Raw genomic sequence first — 19038 nt, 5'->3', positions numbered from 1 at the left:
GCGCTTCGAATCAGTGGGGATATCTTGAAGGCGGGACAATGACGAACGTGCGGCGGGCGACTGCGGGCGATGAGCGGCCGTATGCCAAATTTTCTGATCTTGCGGCCTGGGGCGAAAGGCTTTCCAGCGACCTGATGGGTTTGATGAACGGCTCCGACCGCCCGATGCCGCAGGTCGAGACCCTGCTGAAGCGCCTCATTCCCATTCTCATTCTTGCATTTCTCGTCGTCATCGCGGCGTCACGCATGCTGGGCATTGTTGCCGAATATAGCCGCATGGAAGAGGCAGCCCGCCACTCTACCGCACTGACAGCGCTGACGGCCAAAGCAGCCCTTATCAACAACGGTATTGTCTTTGCCTCGCAAGAGCGCACCCGCGCAGAGGCGAGCCTTGCCGCAGCGCTGCCTTCGGGCAGCCTTGCTGATGGCACCATGGTGCTTCTGTCGGGCAGTAACGGCCGGATTTTCGCCGGCGCCGGCAAGGGCGCCACGCTTTATATCGGCACCTCCCTGCCGGCTTTGCTTCCCGAAATCGCCATTGTTCAGCGTTTTCCCGGCGCGCCCGGCACCATCGAAACGAATATCGACAACCAGCCGCATTATGCGACGATGATCCCCTTCGGCGACGATGGCGGCATGGTCATCGCGGCGCGCTCGCTTGAGCCGATCCGTTCTTTCTGGCGCAGCGAAATCGCCATGAACGTGACGCTGTTTGCCGGAATCTCCTCGATCCTTCTCGTCGTACTCTACGCCTATTACATGCAGGTCAAACGCGCCCGCGATGCCGACGACATCTTCGCCGAATCGAACCTGCGGGTGGAGACGGCGCTGTCACGTGGCCGCTGCGGCCTGTGGGACTTCGATCTTTCCACGCGGCGCATGTTCTGGTCGGGCTCGCTCTACGAAATCCTCGGCAGACCGCCGAAGGCCGCACCGCTGTCCTTTTCGGATGCGGCGCGCATGATGCATTCCGAAGATGGAAACCTCTACGAGCTTGCTCGTGCTGTCGGCTGCGGTGATCTGCGCCAGATCGACCAGATCTTCCGCATGCGCCACGCGAAAGGCCACTATGTCTGGCTGCGTGCCCGTGCCCAGGTCATCCGCACCAATAACGGCCCGCGCGTCATCGGCATCGCCATGGACGTGACCGAGCAGCACCGCCTTGCGCAACGTTATGCCGAGGCAGACCAGCGCCTTGCAGACGCCATCGAATCCACCTCGGAAGCCTTCGTGCTGTGGGACAAGAATGACCGTCTCGTCATGTGCAACACCCATTACCAGAAGGCTTACGGCCTGCCGGACAGCGTTCTGGTAGCGGGCACCGAAAAGAGCGCCGTGCAGGCGGCTGCGGCGCGCCCGGTCGTGGAGCGGCGCGTTGCGGACCCCGATCAGTCCGGCCTTTCGCGCATGACGGAAGTGCAGCTTGCCGATGATCGCTGGCTACAGATCAATGAACGCCGCACCCGTGACGGCGGCCTCGTCTCCGTCGGCACCGACATTACGCTTCTGAAACGCCATCAGGAGCGCCTGCGTGACTCCGAACGCCGGCTGATGGCCACCATCGGCGATCTTTCCGCCTCGCAGCATAAGCTGGAGCGGCAGAAGACGGAGCTTTCAGACGCCAACGCCAATTATCTCGCCGAAAAAGAGCGCGCCCAGGCGGCAAACCTCGCAAAGTCCGAATTCCTCGCCAATATGAGCCATGAGCTACGCACGCCGCTCAACGCCATTCTCGGCTTTTCCGACATCCTGCAAAACGAGATGTTCGGGCCGGTTGGCTCGCCGAAATATTCCGAATATGCCCGGGATATCCACGACAGCGGCAAGCACCTCCTAAATGTCATCAACGACATTCTGGATATGTCCAAGATCGAAGCGGGCCATATGCGGATCAACCGCGAGACAATCGATCTCGCGCCGCTGATCGAGGAAACCCTGCGGCTGACCGCCATCCAGGCGGAACAGAAGAACATCACCGTGCAGCAGAAGGTCTGCGCCGGGCTGACGATGCAGGGCGACCGCCGCGCCATGAAGCAGATCATGCTCAACCTTCTGTCCAATGCCGTGAAGTTCACCGGTAATGGCGGCCGCGTAGCGCTGCGCACCCATGTGCATCAGGCCGCCATGATCCTCACCATCGCCGATACCGGCATCGGCATTCCCGCCGAGGCGCTCGACAAGATTGGCCAGCCCTTCGAGCAGGTGCAGAGCCAATACGCCAAAAGCCAGGGCGGCTCAGGCCTCGGGCTCGCCATCTCGCGCTCGCTCGTCAGGCTGCATGGCGGCACGATGAAAATCCGCTCCTGCGAAGGCAGAGGCACGGTGGTGACGATTATCATCCCGCATGCGGCAGGGTGCTGTGGCACGGTGCATTGAGGAATATCGGGCTGTGCCCGCTGCGTTGCAGTAAGTGACGGCAGAACGCGCGATACCCACCATCACCCGCCATTCTTCACCGTCGCCACAAAGGCCTTGCGAACGACCTTCGCCAGCCGCTTCACCTCGCCCTCCAGCGTGGAAATATCCGGGCAATCCCCGGCCCGGCAAACCAGATCGATAAGACCGGCAGGCGCTTCCTTCGGATTGAAAGCACCGTCGATGCACAGCCGCACGATCTGCGATATCTCGGTGTAAAGCGCCGTCGCCGCCATGCAGTCGTCGAAGGATTGCTGCTCCATCACCGGGGCGGCCAGCACCTGCAATGCCTCTGCCGTGTTGCGACCCGGTTCGTGCGGCTGGAGACCCTTGGCGGGACCGACCAAAGCCAGATATTGGGCGATGAATTCGAGGTCGATCAGCCCACCATTGATGAGCTTGAAGTCCCAGATGTTTTCCGGCGGCTTTTCCTGTTCGATGAGACTTCGCATTTCCAGCACATCGGCTGAGACTTTCGCCACATCGCGCTTCTGGGACAATACCGAGGCGATGATGCCGCGCGCATCTTCCATCAGCGAGGCTTCGCCACAGATCAGGCGAGCGCGGGAAAGCGCCATATGTTCCCAGGTCCAGGCTTCCTCGCGCTGGTATTTCTCAAAGGCGGAAATGCGCGTCGCCACCGGCCCCTTGTTGCCGGAGGGGCGAAGCCGCATGTCCACCTCGTAAAGCACGCCCTCGGCTGTGGGTGCCGATAGTGCGGCAATCAGCCTTTGGGTGACGCGAGTGAAGTAACGCACCACATCGAGCGGTTTTGCGCCGGTCGATTCATGGGCGGCATCGTCGTAATCGTAGAGGAGAATGAGGTCGACATCCGAACCCGCGGTCAGCTCGAAGGAGCCGAGCTTGCCCATGCCCATCACGGCCACGCGCCCGCCCGGATATGGCCCATGTGCCGTCTCCATCTCCGAGAGAACGGCATTCAGGGCCGCTTCAATTACCAGATCGGCAAGATGGGTGAAGGCGCGGGCGGCGATCTCGCCACGAATCGCGCCTGTCAAAAGCCGCACGCCGATGAGAAAGCGCTGCTCGGCGGCGAAAATACGGAGCCGGTCGAGAATATCCTCGTAGTGGCGGGCATTGGAGAGGAAATTGCCCATGCGCTGGGCAAGATATTCGCGCGTCGGCACGTCGCTCATCAGCGCCGGGTCCAGCATGCCGTCAAAAACATGCGGGCGGGCGGCGATGATTTCGGCAAGGCGCGGGGCCGACGACATGATCGTCACCAGCAGCGACAACAGCGCCTGATTGTTGCCGAGCAGCGAGAAGAGCTGGATGCCCGCCGGTAGCCCGGAGAGGAAATTATCAAAGCGCAGCAGCGCCTCATCCGCCCGCTTGCTTTCGCCAAAGGCGCGCAGCAGATCCGGCGTCAGCTCCGTCAGCCGCTCGCGCGCCTCGACCGATTGCGTTGCCCGGTACCGGCCATTGTGCCAGGTGCGGATGACGCGGGAAATATCCTCCGGCCGCTGAAAACCAAGTGCTGAGAGGGTTTTCAGCGTATCTGGATCGTCCTTCTGGCCCGTGAAGACCAGATTGCCTGCCTCACCGGAGAGTTTCGTCTCCTGTTCGAACAGCGCCGAATAACGGCGCTCCACCAGCCGCAGCACCTTTTCCAGCTTCTCGGAAAACGCCTTGGGATCTTCAAAACCAAGCATGAAGGCAATGCGCTTCAGTTCGGTTTCGGTGTCGGGCAGCACGTGGGTCTGCTCATCGCGCACCATCTGAATGCGGTGTTCCACTTCGCGCAGGAACCAGTAGGCTTCAGTCAGGCTATCGCGCGTTTCGGCATCGATCCATTTCGCTTCGGTGAGCGCCGCCAGCGCCTCCTGCGTCGCGCGGACCCTGAGCGCCGGCATACGTCCGCCGGCAATCAGCTGCTGCGTCTGCGCGAAGAACTCGATCTCGCGGATGCCGCCGCGCCCGAGCTTGACGTTATGGCCCTTAACCGCAATCGCGCCATGGCCCTTATGCGCATGGATCTGCCGCTTGATGGAGTGAATATCGGCAATCGCCGCGTAATCGAGATATTTGCGGAAGATGAAAGGCGTCAGTTCGCGCAGGAAATTGTCGCCGGCCTTCAGATCGCCGGCCACCGGCCGCGCCTTGATATAGGCGGCGCGTTCCCAGTTTTGGCCCCTGCCCTCGTAATAAAGCAGCGCCGCTTCCACGGGAATGGCGAGCGGCGTCGAGCCGGGGTCTGGCCGGAGCCTCAAATCGGTGCGGAAGACGTAACCGTCTGCCGTGCGTTCCTGCATGATACGCACGAGGCGGCGCATCATGCGGCCGAAATTCTCCGTCGCAGCATAGGGATCGTCGATAATGCCAGCCGAGGGTTCGAAGAACACCACTGCGTCGATGTCCGAGGAATAGTTGAGTTCACGCGCACCGAGCTTGCCCATGCCAAGCACGATCAGGCCGGAACCTTCGCTTGGCGCGGCTACGTTCTTCAGTTTGAGCTTGCCGGTCTCATGGCCGACAAGCAGCAGGTGGTCGATGGCGGCCGACAGCGAAGCATCCGCCATGTCGCTCAGCCAGCGCGTGGTATCGCGGGCGGTGAAGATGCGCGCAAGATCGGCAAGCGCTGCGACAAAGGAAAGCCGACGCTTGGCGATCCTCAAGCGCGACATCACCTCGTTTTCGACGGGCACGCCGCCCTCTTGCCCCGGCTTCCAGCAATCGCGCGCTTCACGGACGAGAGCGGCCAGCAGTGGCTCCAGTGGCTTTGAAATCGCGAGCGTCAGCAGCCCCTCATCCGCCGCGGCCATGTCGCGCAGATAGGGCGACAGCGTGAAAGCCGCAGCGATGAAGTCCTTCAGCGGGCTTTCGGCGGCAAGAAGCGCGGCCACAGCTGGCTCGCCCTTGGCGATATCCTTCAGCGTGGAGAGAACGGATTTCAGTTCCGTCTGCGTATAGGGGCGGATAACTCCCGGCAGAACCTCGCTCAGCCGCCTTTCAGCGGTTTCCCGTTTCGTCACTGTCTCTCTCCCTCTCCCGAGCGACCCATCCTTGCGCTTCGACCGTGCCTGATTCTCAGGAAGGATCGCTCCCCGCAAAATCGTCCTGCCGCCACGCATTGTCGAAGCTTCCGGGCGCATACACTCCGCGTTGTAACAAATGCGTGGCGCTTTGCGATCAGGAAAACCGCTTTTGCCGATCTTTTCCGAGGTCTGGCCTGAGGAAGCGCCATTTCAGTCGTGGCCGGCAATCTCGCGTAATGTCTCCGCAATTATGCCCACGTAGCGTCCTGCTCAACGAAACCCGACTCCCAGGTTTTGCAACGCTTGATGCTGCAACGGATATGATCATGAAACAGATTTTTACAGTGAAATGGCAAAAGAACCTGCGTGCAATGGCGTTGTGCCTGACCGCGCTGCCCTTGGCGCAGGCCGTCTGCACGCCCGTCCTCGCTGCCGATCTCGGCAAATCGGACAGGTTCGCCGAACCGCAGGGCAATTTCGACAATGCCCGCTACAGCAGTTCCAGTGAGTGGAAAATCACACTTGGCGTGGGTGCTGCCTACGCTCCCAAATATGAGGGCTCGGACAAGCTGGAAGCAGGCGCGGTTCCCCTGGTTTCCGTTGAGTATGGAGATACGCTGAGCATCGATTTCAGTGGCGTCACCGTCAACCTGCTGAACAGCAACGGCTTCAGACTGGGCGTGAAGGGCGGCTGGGAAGCAGGGCGCAAGGAAAAGGACGACAAGAAAAATCTTCGCGGAATGGGTGACATCAAGGCGGGCGGCGTGGTCGGCGGTGTTATCGCTTATGGCATCGATCCCTTCGAGGTCTATGCGAAGGTGGACAAGACCATCAGCGGCAGCGAAGGGTTGACCGCAACCGTCGGCGCCAGCGTTTCGCACAAAGTCGACCAGTTCATCCTTGGCGCGGACCTCTCCGCCACCTGGGCGGACGACAAGCACATGAAATCCTATTTCGGCGTCACCTCAGCCCAATCCGCCCGTTCCGGCCTGCGCCGCTATGACGCCAAGGCAGGCTTCAAGCGCATCGACGCCAGCGCCTCCCTCACTTATCTTATGACCGAGAATTGGTCGATCACCGGCGCCGGCGGTGTTGGCTTCCTGCTGGGCGATGCCAAGGACAGCCCGCTCTCCAAGAAGGACATCCAGCCCTTCGCGATGATTGGCGTGGCTTATACGTTCTGAGCCGATGGCGACGTGGCGTTGCGGGGATGCGTAAGCATCTCCGCAACGCCGTCACGTGTCTGTCCCGCCGCCTGAAATTGTCGCCTGCCCTGGGCGGAGGATCGTCGCTAAGTTCAGAGAATCCTGTCCCTGTATTCCGGCGGCGCCACCCAGCATTGCGCGCGTTTTCCGAACCAACGGTAGCGATTGCGGGCGACAGAACGATAGACGGGATCGCGCAGAAATGCAGGAATTATGCGCAACATGCCAAGCAGCCGCCAGGGCATGCCAAGCGCCTCATAGATAGCAAGAACGCCGTCGCTGTCCTGTCGCACCCTCTCGCCATCGACGACGAGCAGGCTGACCGGATTTTTGGGGTCCATTCCGTGCCGACGGTAGATTTCCGTGCCGACGGCTCCCTGCATGGAGGCCAGCCGGAAATATCCGGCCTTGTCATGCCGCAGTACGAATTGCGCATTCACCGAACACAGCACACATTCGGCATCGAACAGGATAATCGGTCCATGTTGGTCGCCGACCAAGGGGGCCATGTTTGCCATCGGTCATAAGTCCTTTTGCCGATCGCGATGCGATCCCCTCATAAAGTGCAGCTGTAGAACCTTATAGGATATTCTTCCGATCATCTTTCAATTCAATCTCGGGAGACGATTATTTCTCGGAGGTGAACGAATTTCCGCACAAATAGCGGTGACCAGCCGGTGCTGGTGTCGGCGGCGTTGGACAGCGCGGCTTACTGGGTCGAAACGGGAAAGATCATCGAGACGGTCAGGCCCGGGCAGACGGAATTCGTAGTGTCGGTGTCCGACAGCGCGAGCGATCCGCCGTGCAATTCCATCACGGCCTCCACCAGCGACAGGCCGAGCCCCGTGCCGGGTTTGGAGCGGCTTTCGTCCAGCCGCACGAAACGTTTCAGCACCTCGCCGCGCTTGTCGGCGGGGATGCCGGGGCCGTTATCGGAGACGGACAGCACGATGGCGTCCGGTTTGCTCACCAGACGCACGATGAGTTTTTTGTCGCCCTCGCATTCGCAGGCATATTTCATGGCGTTGTCGATGAGGTTTGAAAGCGCCTGGCCGATCAGCTCACGGTTGCCCTGCACCGAAAGACCGGGTTCGATCTCGGCCTCAAGCGTAAGTCCCGCGTCCTCGGCCACCGGTTCGTAAAGTTCGGCGCTGTCGGCGGCGATTGCCGACATGTCCACATCGGTCATTTCGGCGGCGATGGAGCCGGCCTCGACGCGGGAAATCATCAACAATGCATTGAAGGTGCGGATCAACTGGTCGGATTCGGCGATGATGCCTTCGAGTGCCGCGCGCCGTTTCGTTTCGTCGTTGTCATCCAAGGCGGCGGCTGCCTTGTTGCGCAGCCGCGTCAGTGGTGTCTTGAGGTCGTGGGCGATATTGTCGGACACCTGCCGCAAGCCCTCGTTCAGCTTTTCGATACGGCCGAGCATGGCGTTGAGCGATCCGGACAGCCGATCGAACTCGTCGCCGGAGCGGCCCTGCGGCAGGCGCTGCGAAAGATCGCCGGCCATGATCTTCTTGGTCGCTGCCGACATGCGGTCGATGCGTTTCAAGGCATTGCGGCCGATGCCGAACCAGATGAGCAGCGCACCGGCGCTCATGATGGCAAGCGCCACCATCAGTGCATTGCGCACCAGCGCCCGGAATTTGGTGGGTTCGCCGAGATCGCGGCCGATCAGGATGCGCAGGCCGTTGTCCAGCATGAAGACATTGGCGGTCGCCATATGCTGCACGCTGTCGCCGCTTTCGGAATAACGTTCGTAACGGAAGGGGAAACCCGTCCAGCCCTCCTTGTCAAACACGCCGGGCTGCACGGAAGCGACGTTGCCTGCAAGGATTTCGCCATTGGGGCCGGCGATGATGTAAAGGCTCGCCCCCGGCTGGCGGGCACGGCGCTCCATCATCCGCAACAGCGGGTTGATGCCGCCGCGATTGTAGATGCGCTGCACATCCGACACTTCCTGCAGCACCGCGTCACGCGTCTGCTGGTTCAGCAGCCGTTCGGAAAGGGCGGTGACATAAAAGACCAGAAAGGCGGCGCAGAGCGCAAACAGCAGGATATAGAGCGCAGAAAGGCGCACCGCTGTTGACCGGAACAATATTCTGAGGCGGACCATTTTCGCCAATCAGCCCTCATCCTTCATCATGTAACCCGCGCCGCGAATGGTCTTCAGCAGCGGCTTTTCGAAGTCCTTTTCGATCTTCGAACGAAGGCGGGACACATGCACGTCGATGACATTGGTCTGCGGGTCGAAATGATAATCCCAGACGTTTTCCAGAAGCATGGTGCGGGTCACCACCTGGCCGGCATTCTTCATGAGATATTCCAGCAGGCGGAACTCACGCGGCTGCAACAGAATTTCCTTGCCACCGCGACGGACATCGTGGGACAGCCGGTCAAGTTCGAGATCGCCGACACGGTAGACCATGTCCTGTTCGGGTTTGCCCTTGCGGCGGCCCAGCACTTCGATGCGGGCGAGAAGTTCGGAAAAGGCATAGGGTTTGGGCAGATAATCATCGCCGCCGGCACGCAGGCCGGTCACGCGGTCGTCCACCTGCCCAAGCGCCGAAAGAATGAGAACCGGCGTTTCGATGCCGCGCCGGCGCAGCTCGCTGATGACGGAAAGTCCGTCGCGGCGCGGCAGCATGCGGTCGATCACCATCACGTCATAGGAATTCTCGCAGCCCATGAACAGGCCGCTTTCACCATCGCTCGCGTGGTCGGCAACGATACCGACTTCCCGGAACGCCTTGGTCATATAGGCCGCAGCCTCGAGATCGTCTTCAATAACAAGAATCTTCATGTGCGGGACAATAGCGCCCTCGCCCTTTTCCGCACAACCGGAAACAGATGCGACAGACATTTCCTGAACCTTGTTTTCCATGAGATTTCCTCCTCGGTGCTGACTGGACCGGCTTTGTGGGTCCTTGTCTTCTCCCCCGCCGGGGGGAAGGTGGCCCGAAGGGTCGGATAAGGGGGCAAGGGCGCGGTCTATCGCTGGCCTTGCCCTTGATCCCGCTGCCGCGACCTTCTCCTCCCTAGCGGAGAAGAAACAAGCGGCACGCGCGTTCCACATACTCTGTCCCGCCCTCAAGGTGAGAGACAGTCCCGAGCGACGCCGGCTCGAAGAAGAACCGGCGTCGCATCTCAGATTATCAACCCTGGTCGATATCCAGTGCGATGAAGCGGCTGCCGCTGTCCGTCTGGATCTGGAACAGCGCCTTGGAGCGTCCGTCCTTCTTCGCCTGCTCGAGAACCTTCTCGATATCGGCGGCAGAAGCCACCTGCTGGTTGTTGACGGAGGTGATCTTCTCACCCGTCTTCAGGCCACGGGCAGCGGCGTCGCTGTCCGGATCGACATCAGTGATGGCAAGGCCGTTGCCGTCGTCAGCGGGCGCAACCGTCAGGCCGAGGCTCGACAGCACCTTTGCGCTGGAAGGCTTGCTGCCACTGTCGTTTTCCTGGCCCGGCGTTGCCTTGGAGGCATCGTCGCTTGCGAGATCGCCAAGCGTCACGGTGACCGACTGCGACTTGCCGCCGCGCCAGAGCGAGATTTCAACCTTGCTGTTTGGCGTCATGCTGCCGATGCGGCGCGACAGATCGCGGGCATCCTTGACCGGATCGCCATTGACGGCAGTGATGATGTCACCCTGCTTGATGCCAGCCTTGTCGCCCGGCGAACCGGACTGCGGCGAGACGACGAGCGCGCCCTTCGCTTCGGCAAGACCAAGCGACTCGGCAATGTCCTTGCTGACCGGCTGGATCTGCACGCCGAGCCAGCCGCGTTCGACCTTGCCGTCCTTTTGCAGGTCGGCGATCACGTCCTTGGCAACGGACGACGGAATGGCGAAAGCAATTCCGACATTGCCGCCGGAGGGCGAGAAGATCGCGGTGTTGATGCCAACGACTTCACCGTTGAGATTGAAGGCGGGACCACCGGAGTTGCCGCGGTTCACGGCGGCGTCGATCTGCAGGTAATCGTCATAGGGGCCGGAGCCGATATCGCGGCCACGGGCAGAAACGATGCCCGAGGTTACGGTGCCGCCGAGGCCGAAGGGGTTACCGACGGCTACGACCCAGTCACCGACGCGAATCTTGCTATCGTCGGCAAACTGCACATAGGTGAACTTGCGGTTTACATCGACCTTCAGCAGCGCCAGATCGGTACGCGGATCACGGCCAACGAGCTTGGCTTCGAGTTCGGTACCGTCATTCATCACCACCGTGTAGGCGGAGCCGTCATCGACAACGTGGTTGTTGGTGACGACATAACCGTCTTCGGAGATGAAGAAGCCGGATCCTTGAGCGACCGGGCGCAGCGGACCCTTGCCGTCACGGTGACGGTTCGGACCACGGTCGGGACGGTCCTGGTTGGGGCCGCCGAATTCCTTGAAGAAGCGCTTCAGGGGATGGTCGTCCGGCAGCTGGTCGAGACCACGGCCGCCGAAATTGAAGGAAAAGTTGCTGGAATCATCGGAAGCGGGCTGCACGTTCGACTGGACGCGAACGGAGACGACGGCGGGCGAAACCGCCTCGACCACATTGGCGAAGCTCGGAACCTGCGGCGCAGTCACCTCGACCGGAGCGGCAAAGGAATGAACGATCGGTGCGGCGATGCCTGTGGAAAGCATCAGCGCGGCAAGACCGCCAACGGTCGTTGCCTTCAGAACCGTCTTCAGCGAGGAGCGTCCGTTTTGCGAGTGAGACATGGTGTACCTTCTTTCTTCATTCAGACTGGAACCCGTTTGACCGGGGGAGAAGCGGTGGATGATGAAGATATAGGAGGCGACACCTTACAGCGAAGTGTCTGACGAATGAAAAAACCGTAATGTTGAAAAAGAACCGAGGACGGATATGAAAATCGGTTATTTTTCAATGAGATTACGAATTCTCTCTTCTTCGTCCGCGCTCAGTTTTTCCGGCCGCTCCTGGGTGGCGCGCCGACGCGAAAAAACGAGGATGGCGAATATTCCCGCAAGCGCCAGAACGATGGGCGCGCCCCACAAAAGTGCGGTGCGCATGCTGAAACGCGGTTTCAGCAGCACGAATTCGCCATAACGAGACACGACGTAGTCGACTACAGCCTGATCGCTATCGCCTGCCACCAGCCTGTCCCGCACCAGGACGCGCAGGTCCCGTGCCAGTTCGGCATTGCTGTCATCGATCGACTGGTTCTGACAGACCATGCAGCGCAGTTGAGATGTGAGATTGCGGGCGCGCTGTTCCAGTGCGGGGTCTTTCAACACCTCGTCCGGGTTGAAGGCGAAGGCCGGCCATGACGTAAACATGAGAACGAGAAGGAGCGTGAGCCCCGCCACAACCTCCCTCATTCCGCCGCCTCCGGCATCGCGGCCGTTTTTGCCGGCTTCGCCTTGCGGCTCGGTGCGCCCACCCTCAACCGCCTGTCGGAGAGCGATATCAAACCGCCGGCCATCATGAACAGCGTGCCGCCCCAGATGCACAGGATGAAGGGTTTCCACCAGATGCGCACTACCATGCCGCCATCCGCCATCGGGTCACCGAGCGAGACGTAGAGTTGGCTGAGGCCGAAGGTCAAAATGCCCGCTTCCGTGGTCGGCATTCGCCGTGCGGTGTAGAGCCGCTTGGAGGACCAGACGTCGGCCACTTCCACACCCGCCTTGCGTATGGTGAAATGGCCGCGATCCTCGGTGAAATTAGGGCCGACGGCATGGCGGATGCCATCGAAGGTGAGACTGTAGCCGCCCGCCTTCGCCTCCATGCCCTGCTTCATTTCAAGAACGGTTTCGGTCTCGAAGGTGGTGACGGTGACGATGCCGAGCACGGTGATGCCAAGCCCCATATGGGCAAGTGCGGCGCCGAAGGCCGAACGCGGCAGGCCCTTGAGGCGTCGAAAAGCGATGCCGAAGGCCAGTTTGCCGAAATTGGCCCGATACCAGAGATCGGCAAGCGCCCCGAAGATCAGCCAGAAACCGGCTGCGATGCCAAGTGCGGCGAGTACCGGGCCGCCATTTTCCACGTACCAGAGCGTCAGCCCGGCAAGGGCTGCAATGGCGGCCGCCACATAAAGCCGCTGGAAAGCGCCGAGAAGATCGCCGCGCTTCCAGGCGAGCATCGGCCCGAATGGCGTGACGATCAGGACCGGGATCATCAGGAGGCCGAAGGTGAGATTGAAGAACGGCGCGCCGACAGAGATTTTTTCGCCTGTCAGCGTTTCGAGAATGAGCGGATAGAGCGTGCCGATCAGTACCGTTGCGGTCGAGACCGTCAGGATCAGATTGTTGAGGACCAGCGCCCCTTCGCGTGAGATCGGCGCGAACAATCCACCCACCTTCAGCGAGGGCGCCCGCCATGCGAACAGCGCGAAAGCTCCGCCGATGAAAACGGTAAGGATGCCGAGAATGAAGATGCCGCGGCTCGGATCGGTGGCAAAGGCGTGCACGGAGGTCAAGACGCCGGAGCGCACGAGGAAGGTGCCGAGCAGCGACAGCGAAAAGGTCATGATCGCCAGAAGCACGGTCCAGATTTTCAGCGCTTCGCGCTTTTCCATGACGAGTGCCGAATGCAGCAGTGCGGTGCCCGCAAGCCATGGCATGAAGGAGGCGTTTTCAACCGGATCCCAGAACCACCAGCCGCCCCAGCCGAGTTCGTAATAGGCCCAGTAAGATCCCATGGAGATACCTGCCGTCAGGAAGGTCCATGCGGCGAGCGTCCACGGCCTTACCCAGCGCGCCCAGGCCGCATCGATCCGGCCCTCCAGAAGTGCAGCGACGGCGAAGGAGAAACAGACTGAAAAGCCGACATAACCGAGATAAAGCAGCGGCGGATGGATCGCGAGGCCGAAGTCCTGAAGGATAGGGTTCAGGTCCTGCCCTTCGGCCGGCATCCGCTCCAGACGCATGAACGGATTGGAGGTGAGCAGGATGAACAGCAGGAACGCGACGGAAATCCAGGCCTGCACGGACAGCACATTGGCTTTCAGCGTTTCCGGCAGGTTGCGACCGAAGACGGCAACGAGCGCGCTGAAAAACACCAGGATCAGCAGCCACAACAGCATGGAGCCCTCATGGTTGCCCCAGACGCCGGTCAACTTGTAGAGCATCGGCATCAGCGAATGGGAGTTTTCCCAGACGTTGCGCACGGAGAAATCCGAGACCGCATAGGCCCGCGTCAGCGCCGCAAAGGACAAGGCCACGAGCAGGAACATCACGACGGAGCCGAGCGAGGCGATATCCATCAGCGCCCGGTCGTTGCGGCGCGCGCCGATCACCGGCAGCGTCGAGACGATCAGCCCCACGGCGAGTGCCAGAACCAGAACGTAGTGGCCGATCTCATTGATCATTTTATCGCTCCGGTCTTGTCGGCTGAAGCCCCCGCAGGAGAAGGCGCTGCGCCGGAAGGTTGCCCGCCCTCTCCGGTGTTCTGCCACAGGCCCTTGTCTTTCAGCCGGTCGGCCACTTCCTTCGGCATGTAGTTTTCGTCATGCTTGGCCAGAACGCTGTCGGCAACAAAGCCATGGGTCGCTGCATCGAAAACGCCTTCCGTCACCACGCCCTGCCCCTCGCGGAAAAGATCGGGCAGAATGCCGGTATAGCTGACGGGCACGTTTGCTTCACCGTCAGTCACTGTAAAGCTCACCGTGCGGCCCTCCCCGCGCTTGACGGAGCCTTCCGCCACCAGCCCACCAAGGCGGATGCGGGTGCCGGGATTGACCGGCGTCTTCTCCAGATCGGCCGGCATGTAGAAATAGGCTATGGACTGACCGAAGGCGAACATGACGAGCAGCACGGCTGCGACGATGAAGCTCATGCCGCCGCCGATGATTGCGAGCCGTTTCTGTTTGCGGGTCATTGCGTCACTCCCTGCGGCATCGCGCGCCCTTGCCCGTCCATGCGAACGGGTCCGGCGGAAACTCCCAATTCCTTCGCCAGCGCCAGTAGCTGCTTACCCTCTTCGCCCTCAGGCGGGAAAACCTGCAAACCGGCTCTCAGTGCCTCGCCCGCCTTCGCTGCATTGTTCAAGACGGAATAAGCGCGCACGAGGCGCATCCAGCCTTCGAAATCACCGGGATTTTCCTTGAGCTTGGCGTCGAGGCTCGCCACCATGCCCTCGATCATCGCCTGCCGGTCGGCGGGCGTCATGTCTTTCGCCGCCGCCACGTCGCCTGCGGTCGGGCCGGGCGCTGCCTCGCCGCCGGTTCTGGCGATATGTTCCCGCACCAGCGGCAACCATGGCGCACCGGCTGGTGCATCCGCCGCCAGTGCTGCAAAGGCCGTACGCGCCTCTTGCGCCTTGCCCGCCTGCTCCAGCGACAGCGCCAGATAAAAGCGGGCGCGTGGATTGCCGGGTCTCAGCCGCTCGGCTTCGGCAAAGGCCTCACGCGCAGCCTCGATGACGATGCCGTCATTGCTCGCCACCAGTGTTTCGCCAAGTCCCGTCAGCCGTTCTGTGCTCGGCCCTTGCAGACGAAGCGCGTTGCGATAGGCAAGCTCGGCATCGCCAAGCCGCATCGTCTTGAAATAGATCGGCGCCAGGATATCCCAGCCTGCACCGTCGTCGGGGTTTTCGGCCAGGTGCCGCTCGGCACGGGCGACCAGAAGGTTCATGTCGTTGCCGGGTTGCTCCAGACGCGCCTCGAGCGGCATGTCCGGCACTTCCGGACTTCCCTTCCAGATGTAAAGACAGAGGCCAAGTGCAGGCAGTAAAACGGTAATCAGGGTTACGGCGAGATTGTGACGCAGCGGCCGGTCGCTGCTTTCAGCGTCTTGACGGGTATCGGCTGCGGCAAGCAGCCGGCGGCCGATTTCGGCGCGGGCATATTCCGCCTCCGTCTCGCCGATCAGGCCAGCGGCACGCTCGCGGTCCAGTTCGGCAAGCTGGTCGCGATAGACTGCAACCTCGCCGTCGCGGCGCGTCTGCGACACCTCGGTCTTCCGCATCAGCGGGTACATCAGGACGATGGCGACAGCCGCCGTCAATATCGCAACGACAATCCAGAACATAAGGCTCAATTACTCGAATGCACGGCACATGGAAACATGAAGCGCGGAGATGACGCGAATTTGAGACATCACGCCGCACCGCCCGGCGTCCAGCTGCACCGCTATAGCCCTTCCTGTCACTCGGAAAGGTCCATGACCTTGATTTACGTCAAAGGAGACCAGCTGCCATCGGCATTGCGACAGGCCGCACCGCGAACCCGGGTTTCCTTTTCATCGACAGTCAGCGTGTGGGAATATTGCCGGCAATTCTGGTTGCCCACCTGATAGGGCGCATTGGCAACCACCTGGCCGCTGGCATCGTCGCCGGTCCATGTCACCGGCGTACCGACCGGGGCGCTTTCCAGTGCGCGATATTCGGCCTCCAGCGCTTTGGTGCGGTCGCCCTTTTCGAGCTCCAGACCGCTTCGTCCGACAATGCCGCCCTGCATGTTGGCAAGGAACGGCGTCGAAGGTTGTGCCGAACCGCCGAACAGGCTGCCACCGGCCGAGCGGGTGCCCGTGGTGGTGCAGGCGCTCAGCATCGATACGCACAGGATCGAGAGAAGTGCCGGGCGTGACACCAGCGAACGCATCGTCACGGAGCGGCAGCCATCATACACGTCAACCAAACCCTGTCCTCTTTTCCTTACCGCACCGCGCGTTATATATCGGCATTGAATTTCTTGCCTTTTTTCTTGCCTCACGCAAGCTCTTTCGAGAGGCCAGGCAAAATCAGATCGGCTTTCAGGCCACCTATCCCGCTGCGCGAGAGGGAAAAGTGGCCATGGTACTCAGACACCACTTCGGAAACGATCGACAATCCGAGGCCGGTGCCCGGACGGCTTTCGTCCAGCCGCCTACCGCGCTTCATCGCTTCGCTTATCTGCCCGGGCTCCAGCCCCGGCCCGTCATCCTCCACGATCAACTCCACCCATGAGCGCCGGCCCATTTCGGGGTCGGAGGACGGGTGAGTGCCGGTCGCAAGCGTGACGACGACTTTGGTCTGTGCAAAACGCGCGGCATTCTCGAGAAGATTGCCGACGATCTCCTCCAGATCCTGCTGTTCCATGCCCAGCACCGCCCCCGGATGCTCGAAATTCAGCTCGAACTGCTTGTCGGGGTTGAGGCGGCGCATGACGCGCACCAGCCGTTCCAGCGCCGGCTCCGCTTCCACGCGCGCAAGAATCGAGCCGCGCTGGGCGGCGATGCGGGCGCGCGAAAGATAGGATTGCACCTGCGCCTGCATGGCGTCAGCCTGCGCGCGCACCAGATCGCCATGCTGCGGCTCCAGCGTGCGGGCCTCGTTCAGAAGCACGGCAATCGGCGTTTTCAGCGAATGTGCGAGATTGCCGACCTGCATGCGGGCGCGCTCGACGATGCGCCGGTTGCTGTCGATCAGCGCATTGACTTCGTTCGCCAACGGCTGGATTTCGCGCGGGAATTCGCCTTCGAGGCTTTCCGCCTCCCCGCCCCTGATCTTTCCGAGCGCCAGACGGGCCTGATCGAGCGGCCGCAGACTGTAGAGAATCGCAAGGCCATTGACGACCAGACTGCCGACACCGAAGACGGCGAGCGCCAGATAAAGGCTGTTGGAGAAATTGCGCACATCGTCTTCAACGACGTTGAGGTTGCCGGAAACGCGGAAACGCGCCGCACGACCTTCACCATCCAGCACGACTTCCGTTTCCGCCACCCGCACCTTGTTGCCCGCCTCGTCGGTCACGGCATAAAAACGCTCGTATCTGTTATCGAAGGGAGCATCGATAATGCTCGGCACCGGCAAGGACGCGACGCCGAGCGAAGAGGAGACCAGCGGTGCCGTCTGGAAATTGCCGAGCGGCTCCACCACCCAGTACCAGCCGGTATCGGGCTGCGAGAACCGGAGATCGCCGAGCTGCGGGCTGCCGGCCAGCGTATTCTCGTTCGAAATCGTCACGGAATTAATGACGTTATAAAGCTGCGCCCGCAGAAGATCGGTGAAGCTCCGCTCTACGCCCTGCCGGTAGAGCGTCGAGATCACGACGGCAATGACCACCAGCGCCAGCGCCGACCAGGCGGAGGCGAGAAGAAGAACGCGGGCGGTAAGAGAGCTACTTCGCATCTGCCGGCGCTTGCATCCGGTAACCGAGGCCACGGATGGTCTCGATCAGATCAACCCCGAGCTTCTTGCGCAAACGTCCGACAAACACCTCGATCGTGTTGGAATCCCTGTCGAAATCCTGATCGTACATATGTTCGACCAGCTCTGTGCGCGAGACGACCTCGCCCATGTGATGCATGAGATAGGAAAGCAGGCGGAACTCATGCGAGGTGAGCTTCAGCGTCACGCCGTTGACCGTTGCCTTGGAGGATTTGGTATCGAGCTTGACCGGTCCGCAGACGAGTTCGGAGGAAGCGTGGCCAGCGGCGCGGCGGATGAGCGCACGCACGCGGGCAAGAACTTCTTCGACATGGAAGGGCTTGGTCACGTAATCGTCGGCACCGGCATCGATGCCCGCCACCTTGTCGCTCCAGCGGTCACGGGCGGTGAGAATGAGGACCGGCATGGCCTTGCCCGCCGCGCGCCATTTCTCGACGACGGTGATGCCGTCCATCTGCGGCAGGCCGATATCGAGAACGATAGCGTCATAGGGTTCGGTATCGCCGAGATAATGGCCTTCCTCGCCGTCAAATGCCTGATCGACAACATAACCGGCTTCTTTCAGCGCGTCGGTCAGCTGACGATTGAGATTGGCATCGTCCTCAACCACGAGAATACGCATTATCCGCCCTTTCCTTACGTCCCGGCCCGCGCGCGCGTCGCCGGTCATGCTAACTGTGTCGGATTGTTTTCCGATATTTCGGCGATGCGGGCAAGGCTACATCGGCACGCGCATCGTTACCTTGCGCGGGCGCTCGCCATTACCCTGGACGAGAACGGTAACTACACAGGACTGACCGTCACCGGAGGGATAGACCGAAAGAAGCTGACCACCGGTTTCGCGCACCACGCGGGCAACGGCCGCGCCGCAATCGCTTGCAGCCAGAATGTAATGGCCCTGCAAATCAGCCTCGGGCGCCGTGAAACCGGAAAGCCCGGCTGCAAGCGTCGCGATGATGAGAGGTGATGCCATTGCACAAATCTTCCAAAAAAATCGGCTGCGTCTCGAACCGTATTGTGACCGAATATGTAGCGCAAAGCGTCTGAATGGCAAATGAATGCCGCCCCCGACGCCACGACGCACGGCGGGGACGGTATGGGCGCTAGTGGCGTCAGCGGATGGCACGGGTTGCCGAAAGACGGCCGTAAAGTGCGACGAGGCCGCCAATTCCGCCCGCAACGGTCACCAGTCCCTCCGCCAGCTCGCCCTGCAGGCCGGCGGGAAGATCAAGACCAGCGACGCTGAAAAGCGGTGCGAAAACCGCAACTAGGGCGCCCCATATCGTGCGCGATTGATACCATGCCTTGGTACTCTCCATA

16 protein-coding genes are annotated in these 19038 nt (G+C 61.2%); 2 read left to right on the top strand and 14 right to left on the bottom strand.

Going from position 1 to position 19038, the window contains the following annotated elements:
- Window positions 1-38 precede the first annotated feature (38 nt).
- Window positions 39-2375 carry a PAS domain-containing sensor histidine kinase gene (locus AC1DCP_RS04260; protein WP_019564062.1) on the top strand — a complete coding sequence of 779 codons (2337 nt, stop codon included), beginning with the start codon at window positions 39-41 and terminating at the stop codon, window positions 2373-2375.
- 62 nt (window positions 2376-2437) lie between these two features.
- Here the strand turns inward: AC1DCP_RS04260 and AC1DCP_RS04255 are convergent, their stop codons facing one another.
- A complete protein-coding gene (locus AC1DCP_RS04255; RefSeq protein WP_112152832.1) occupies window positions 2438-5407 on the bottom strand; it encodes a bifunctional [glutamine synthetase] adenylyltransferase/[glutamine synthetase]-adenylyl-L-tyrosine phosphorylase in 2970 nt (989 codons plus the stop codon).
- 323 nt (window positions 5408-5730) lie between these two features.
- Between AC1DCP_RS04255 and AC1DCP_RS04250 the strand changes: the two genes are divergently transcribed.
- Window positions 5731-6594 (top strand): MipA/OmpV family protein, encoded by an 864-nt coding sequence (locus AC1DCP_RS04250; protein WP_065688146.1) that lies wholly within the window; start codon window positions 5731-5733, stop codon window positions 6592-6594.
- A gap of 113 nt (window positions 6595-6707) precedes the next feature.
- On the opposite strand, the gene AC1DCP_RS04245 is transcribed toward AC1DCP_RS04250, so the two are convergent.
- From AC1DCP_RS04245 to AC1DCP_RS04185, 13 genes are all read right to left on the bottom strand, one after another.
- Window positions 6708-7133 (bottom strand): thiol-disulfide oxidoreductase DCC family protein, encoded by a 426-nt coding sequence (locus AC1DCP_RS04245; RefSeq protein WP_065688145.1) that lies wholly within the window; start codon window positions 7131-7133, stop codon window positions 6708-6710.
- 191 nt (window positions 7134-7324) lie between these two features.
- Entirely contained in the window at window positions 7325-8734 is a 1410-nt protein-coding gene (locus AC1DCP_RS04240) for a sensor histidine kinase (RefSeq protein ID WP_025592864.1), read from the bottom strand.
- 9 nt (window positions 8735-8743) lie between these two features.
- A complete protein-coding gene (locus tag AC1DCP_RS04235; RefSeq protein WP_013635754.1) occupies window positions 8744-9502 on the bottom strand; it encodes a response regulator transcription factor in 759 nt (252 codons plus the stop codon).
- Window positions 9503-9773: 271 nt separating this feature from the next.
- Window positions 9774-11327 carry a Do family serine endopeptidase gene (locus AC1DCP_RS04230; protein ID WP_003512147.1) on the bottom strand — a complete coding sequence of 518 codons (1554 nt, stop codon included), beginning with the start codon at window positions 11325-11327 and terminating at the stop codon, window positions 9774-9776.
- A 156-nt stretch (window positions 11328-11483) separates the two neighbouring features.
- Window positions 11484-11948: a cytochrome c-type biogenesis protein gene (locus tag AC1DCP_RS04225; RefSeq protein ID WP_003512144.1), complete on the bottom strand. Its 465-nt coding sequence runs from the start codon at window positions 11946-11948 to the stop codon at window positions 11484-11486.
- On the bottom strand, window positions 11945-13939 hold the full coding sequence (locus AC1DCP_RS04220) for a heme lyase CcmF/NrfE family subunit (RefSeq protein WP_065688144.1): 1995 nt from the start codon (window positions 13937-13939) through the stop codon (window positions 11945-11947). The genes AC1DCP_RS04225 and AC1DCP_RS04220 overlap by 4 nt, the downstream gene beginning before the upstream one ends.
- The gene (gene ccmE, locus AC1DCP_RS04215) at window positions 13936-14448 is read right to left on the bottom strand and encodes a cytochrome c maturation protein CcmE (protein ID WP_003512141.1); all 513 of its coding nucleotides are present in this window, start codon (window positions 14446-14448) and stop codon (window positions 13936-13938) included. The genes AC1DCP_RS04220 and ccmE overlap by 4 nt, the downstream gene beginning before the upstream one ends.
- Window positions 14445-15599: a c-type cytochrome biogenesis protein CcmI gene (gene ccmI / locus AC1DCP_RS04210; protein WP_065688143.1), complete on the bottom strand. Its 1155-nt coding sequence runs from the start codon at window positions 15597-15599 to the stop codon at window positions 14445-14447. Before ccmI ends, ccmE begins: the two co-directional genes overlap by 4 nt.
- Before the next feature lie 143 nt (window positions 15600-15742).
- On the bottom strand, window positions 15743-16171 hold the full coding sequence (locus tag AC1DCP_RS04205) for a hypothetical protein (protein ID WP_065688297.1): 429 nt from the start codon (window positions 16169-16171) through the stop codon (window positions 15743-15745).
- A 107-nt stretch (window positions 16172-16278) separates the two neighbouring features.
- Entirely contained in the window at window positions 16279-17679 is a 1401-nt protein-coding gene (locus AC1DCP_RS04200; RefSeq protein ID WP_003512137.1) for a sensor histidine kinase, read from the bottom strand.
- Window positions 17669-18340: a response regulator transcription factor gene (locus AC1DCP_RS04195; protein ID WP_003512135.1), complete on the bottom strand. Its 672-nt coding sequence runs from the start codon at window positions 18338-18340 to the stop codon at window positions 17669-17671. Before AC1DCP_RS04195 ends, AC1DCP_RS04200 begins: the two co-directional genes overlap by 11 nt.
- Before the next feature lie 96 nt (window positions 18341-18436).
- Entirely contained in the window at window positions 18437-18691 is a 255-nt protein-coding gene (locus AC1DCP_RS04190) for a hypothetical protein (RefSeq protein ID WP_003497070.1), read from the bottom strand.
- A 139-nt stretch (window positions 18692-18830) separates the two neighbouring features.
- Complete coding sequence (locus AC1DCP_RS04185; RefSeq protein WP_065688142.1) at window positions 18831-19037, bottom strand: hypothetical protein; 207 nt, start codon at window positions 19035-19037, stop codon at window positions 18831-18833.
- Between the last annotated feature and the right edge of the window lies 1 nt (window position 19038).

The organism is Agrobacterium sp. 10T429, from assembly GCF_056393925.1.
Note: the sequence above shows the minus strand (reverse complement) of the source record. Positions and strands in the feature narration are given on the sequence as shown.

What these genes read in the sequence shown, in the direction of transcription:
- AC1DCP_RS04205 (WP_065688297.1), bottom strand. Translation starts at nt 16,171, where the DNA reads ATGCGTTCGCTGGTGTCACGCCCGGCACTTCTCTCGATCCTGTGCGTA.
- AC1DCP_RS04235 (WP_013635754.1), bottom strand. Translation starts at nt 9,502, where the DNA reads ATGGAAAACAAGGTTCAGGAAATGTCTGTCGCATCTGTTTCCGGTTGT.
- AC1DCP_RS04190 (WP_003497070.1), bottom strand. Translation starts at nt 18,691, where the DNA reads ATGGCATCACCTCTCATCATCGCGACGCTTGCAGCCGGGCTTTCCGGT.
- AC1DCP_RS04250 (WP_065688146.1), top strand. Translation starts at nt 5,731, where the DNA reads ATGATCATGAAACAGATTTTTACAGTGAAATGGCAAAAGAACCTGCGT.
- AC1DCP_RS04260 (WP_019564062.1), top strand. Translation starts at nt 39, where the DNA reads ATGACGAACGTGCGGCGGGCGACTGCGGGCGATGAGCGGCCGTATGCC.
- AC1DCP_RS04200 (WP_003512137.1), bottom strand. Translation starts at nt 17,679, where the DNA reads ATGCGAAGTAGCTCTCTTACCGCCCGCGTTCTTCTTCTCGCCTCCGCC.
- ccmE (WP_003512141.1), bottom strand. Translation starts at nt 14,448, where the DNA reads ATGACCCGCAAACAGAAACGGCTCGCAATCATCGGCGGCGGCATGAGC.
- AC1DCP_RS04245 (WP_065688145.1), bottom strand. Translation starts at nt 7,133, where the DNA reads ATGGCAAACATGGCCCCCTTGGTCGGCGACCAACATGGACCGATTATC.
- AC1DCP_RS04220 (WP_065688144.1), bottom strand. Translation starts at nt 13,939, where the DNA reads ATGATCAATGAGATCGGCCACTACGTTCTGGTTCTGGCACTCGCCGTG.
- AC1DCP_RS04240 (WP_025592864.1), bottom strand. Translation starts at nt 8,734, where the DNA reads ATGGTCCGCCTCAGAATATTGTTCCGGTCAACAGCGGTGCGCCTTTCT.
- AC1DCP_RS04225 (WP_003512144.1), bottom strand. Translation starts at nt 11,948, where the DNA reads ATGAGGGAGGTTGTGGCGGGGCTCACGCTCCTTCTCGTTCTCATGTTT.
- AC1DCP_RS04195 (WP_003512135.1), bottom strand. Translation starts at nt 18,340, where the DNA reads ATGCGTATTCTCGTGGTTGAGGACGATGCCAATCTCAATCGTCAGCTG.
- AC1DCP_RS04230 (WP_003512147.1), bottom strand. Translation starts at nt 11,327, where the DNA reads ATGTCTCACTCGCAAAACGGACGCTCCTCGCTGAAGACGGTTCTGAAG.
- ccmI (WP_065688143.1), bottom strand. Translation starts at nt 15,599, where the DNA reads ATGTTCTGGATTGTCGTTGCGATATTGACGGCGGCTGTCGCCATCGTC.
- AC1DCP_RS04185 (WP_065688142.1), bottom strand. Translation starts at nt 19,037, where the DNA reads ATGGAGAGTACCAAGGCATGGTATCAATCGCGCACGATATGGGGCGCC.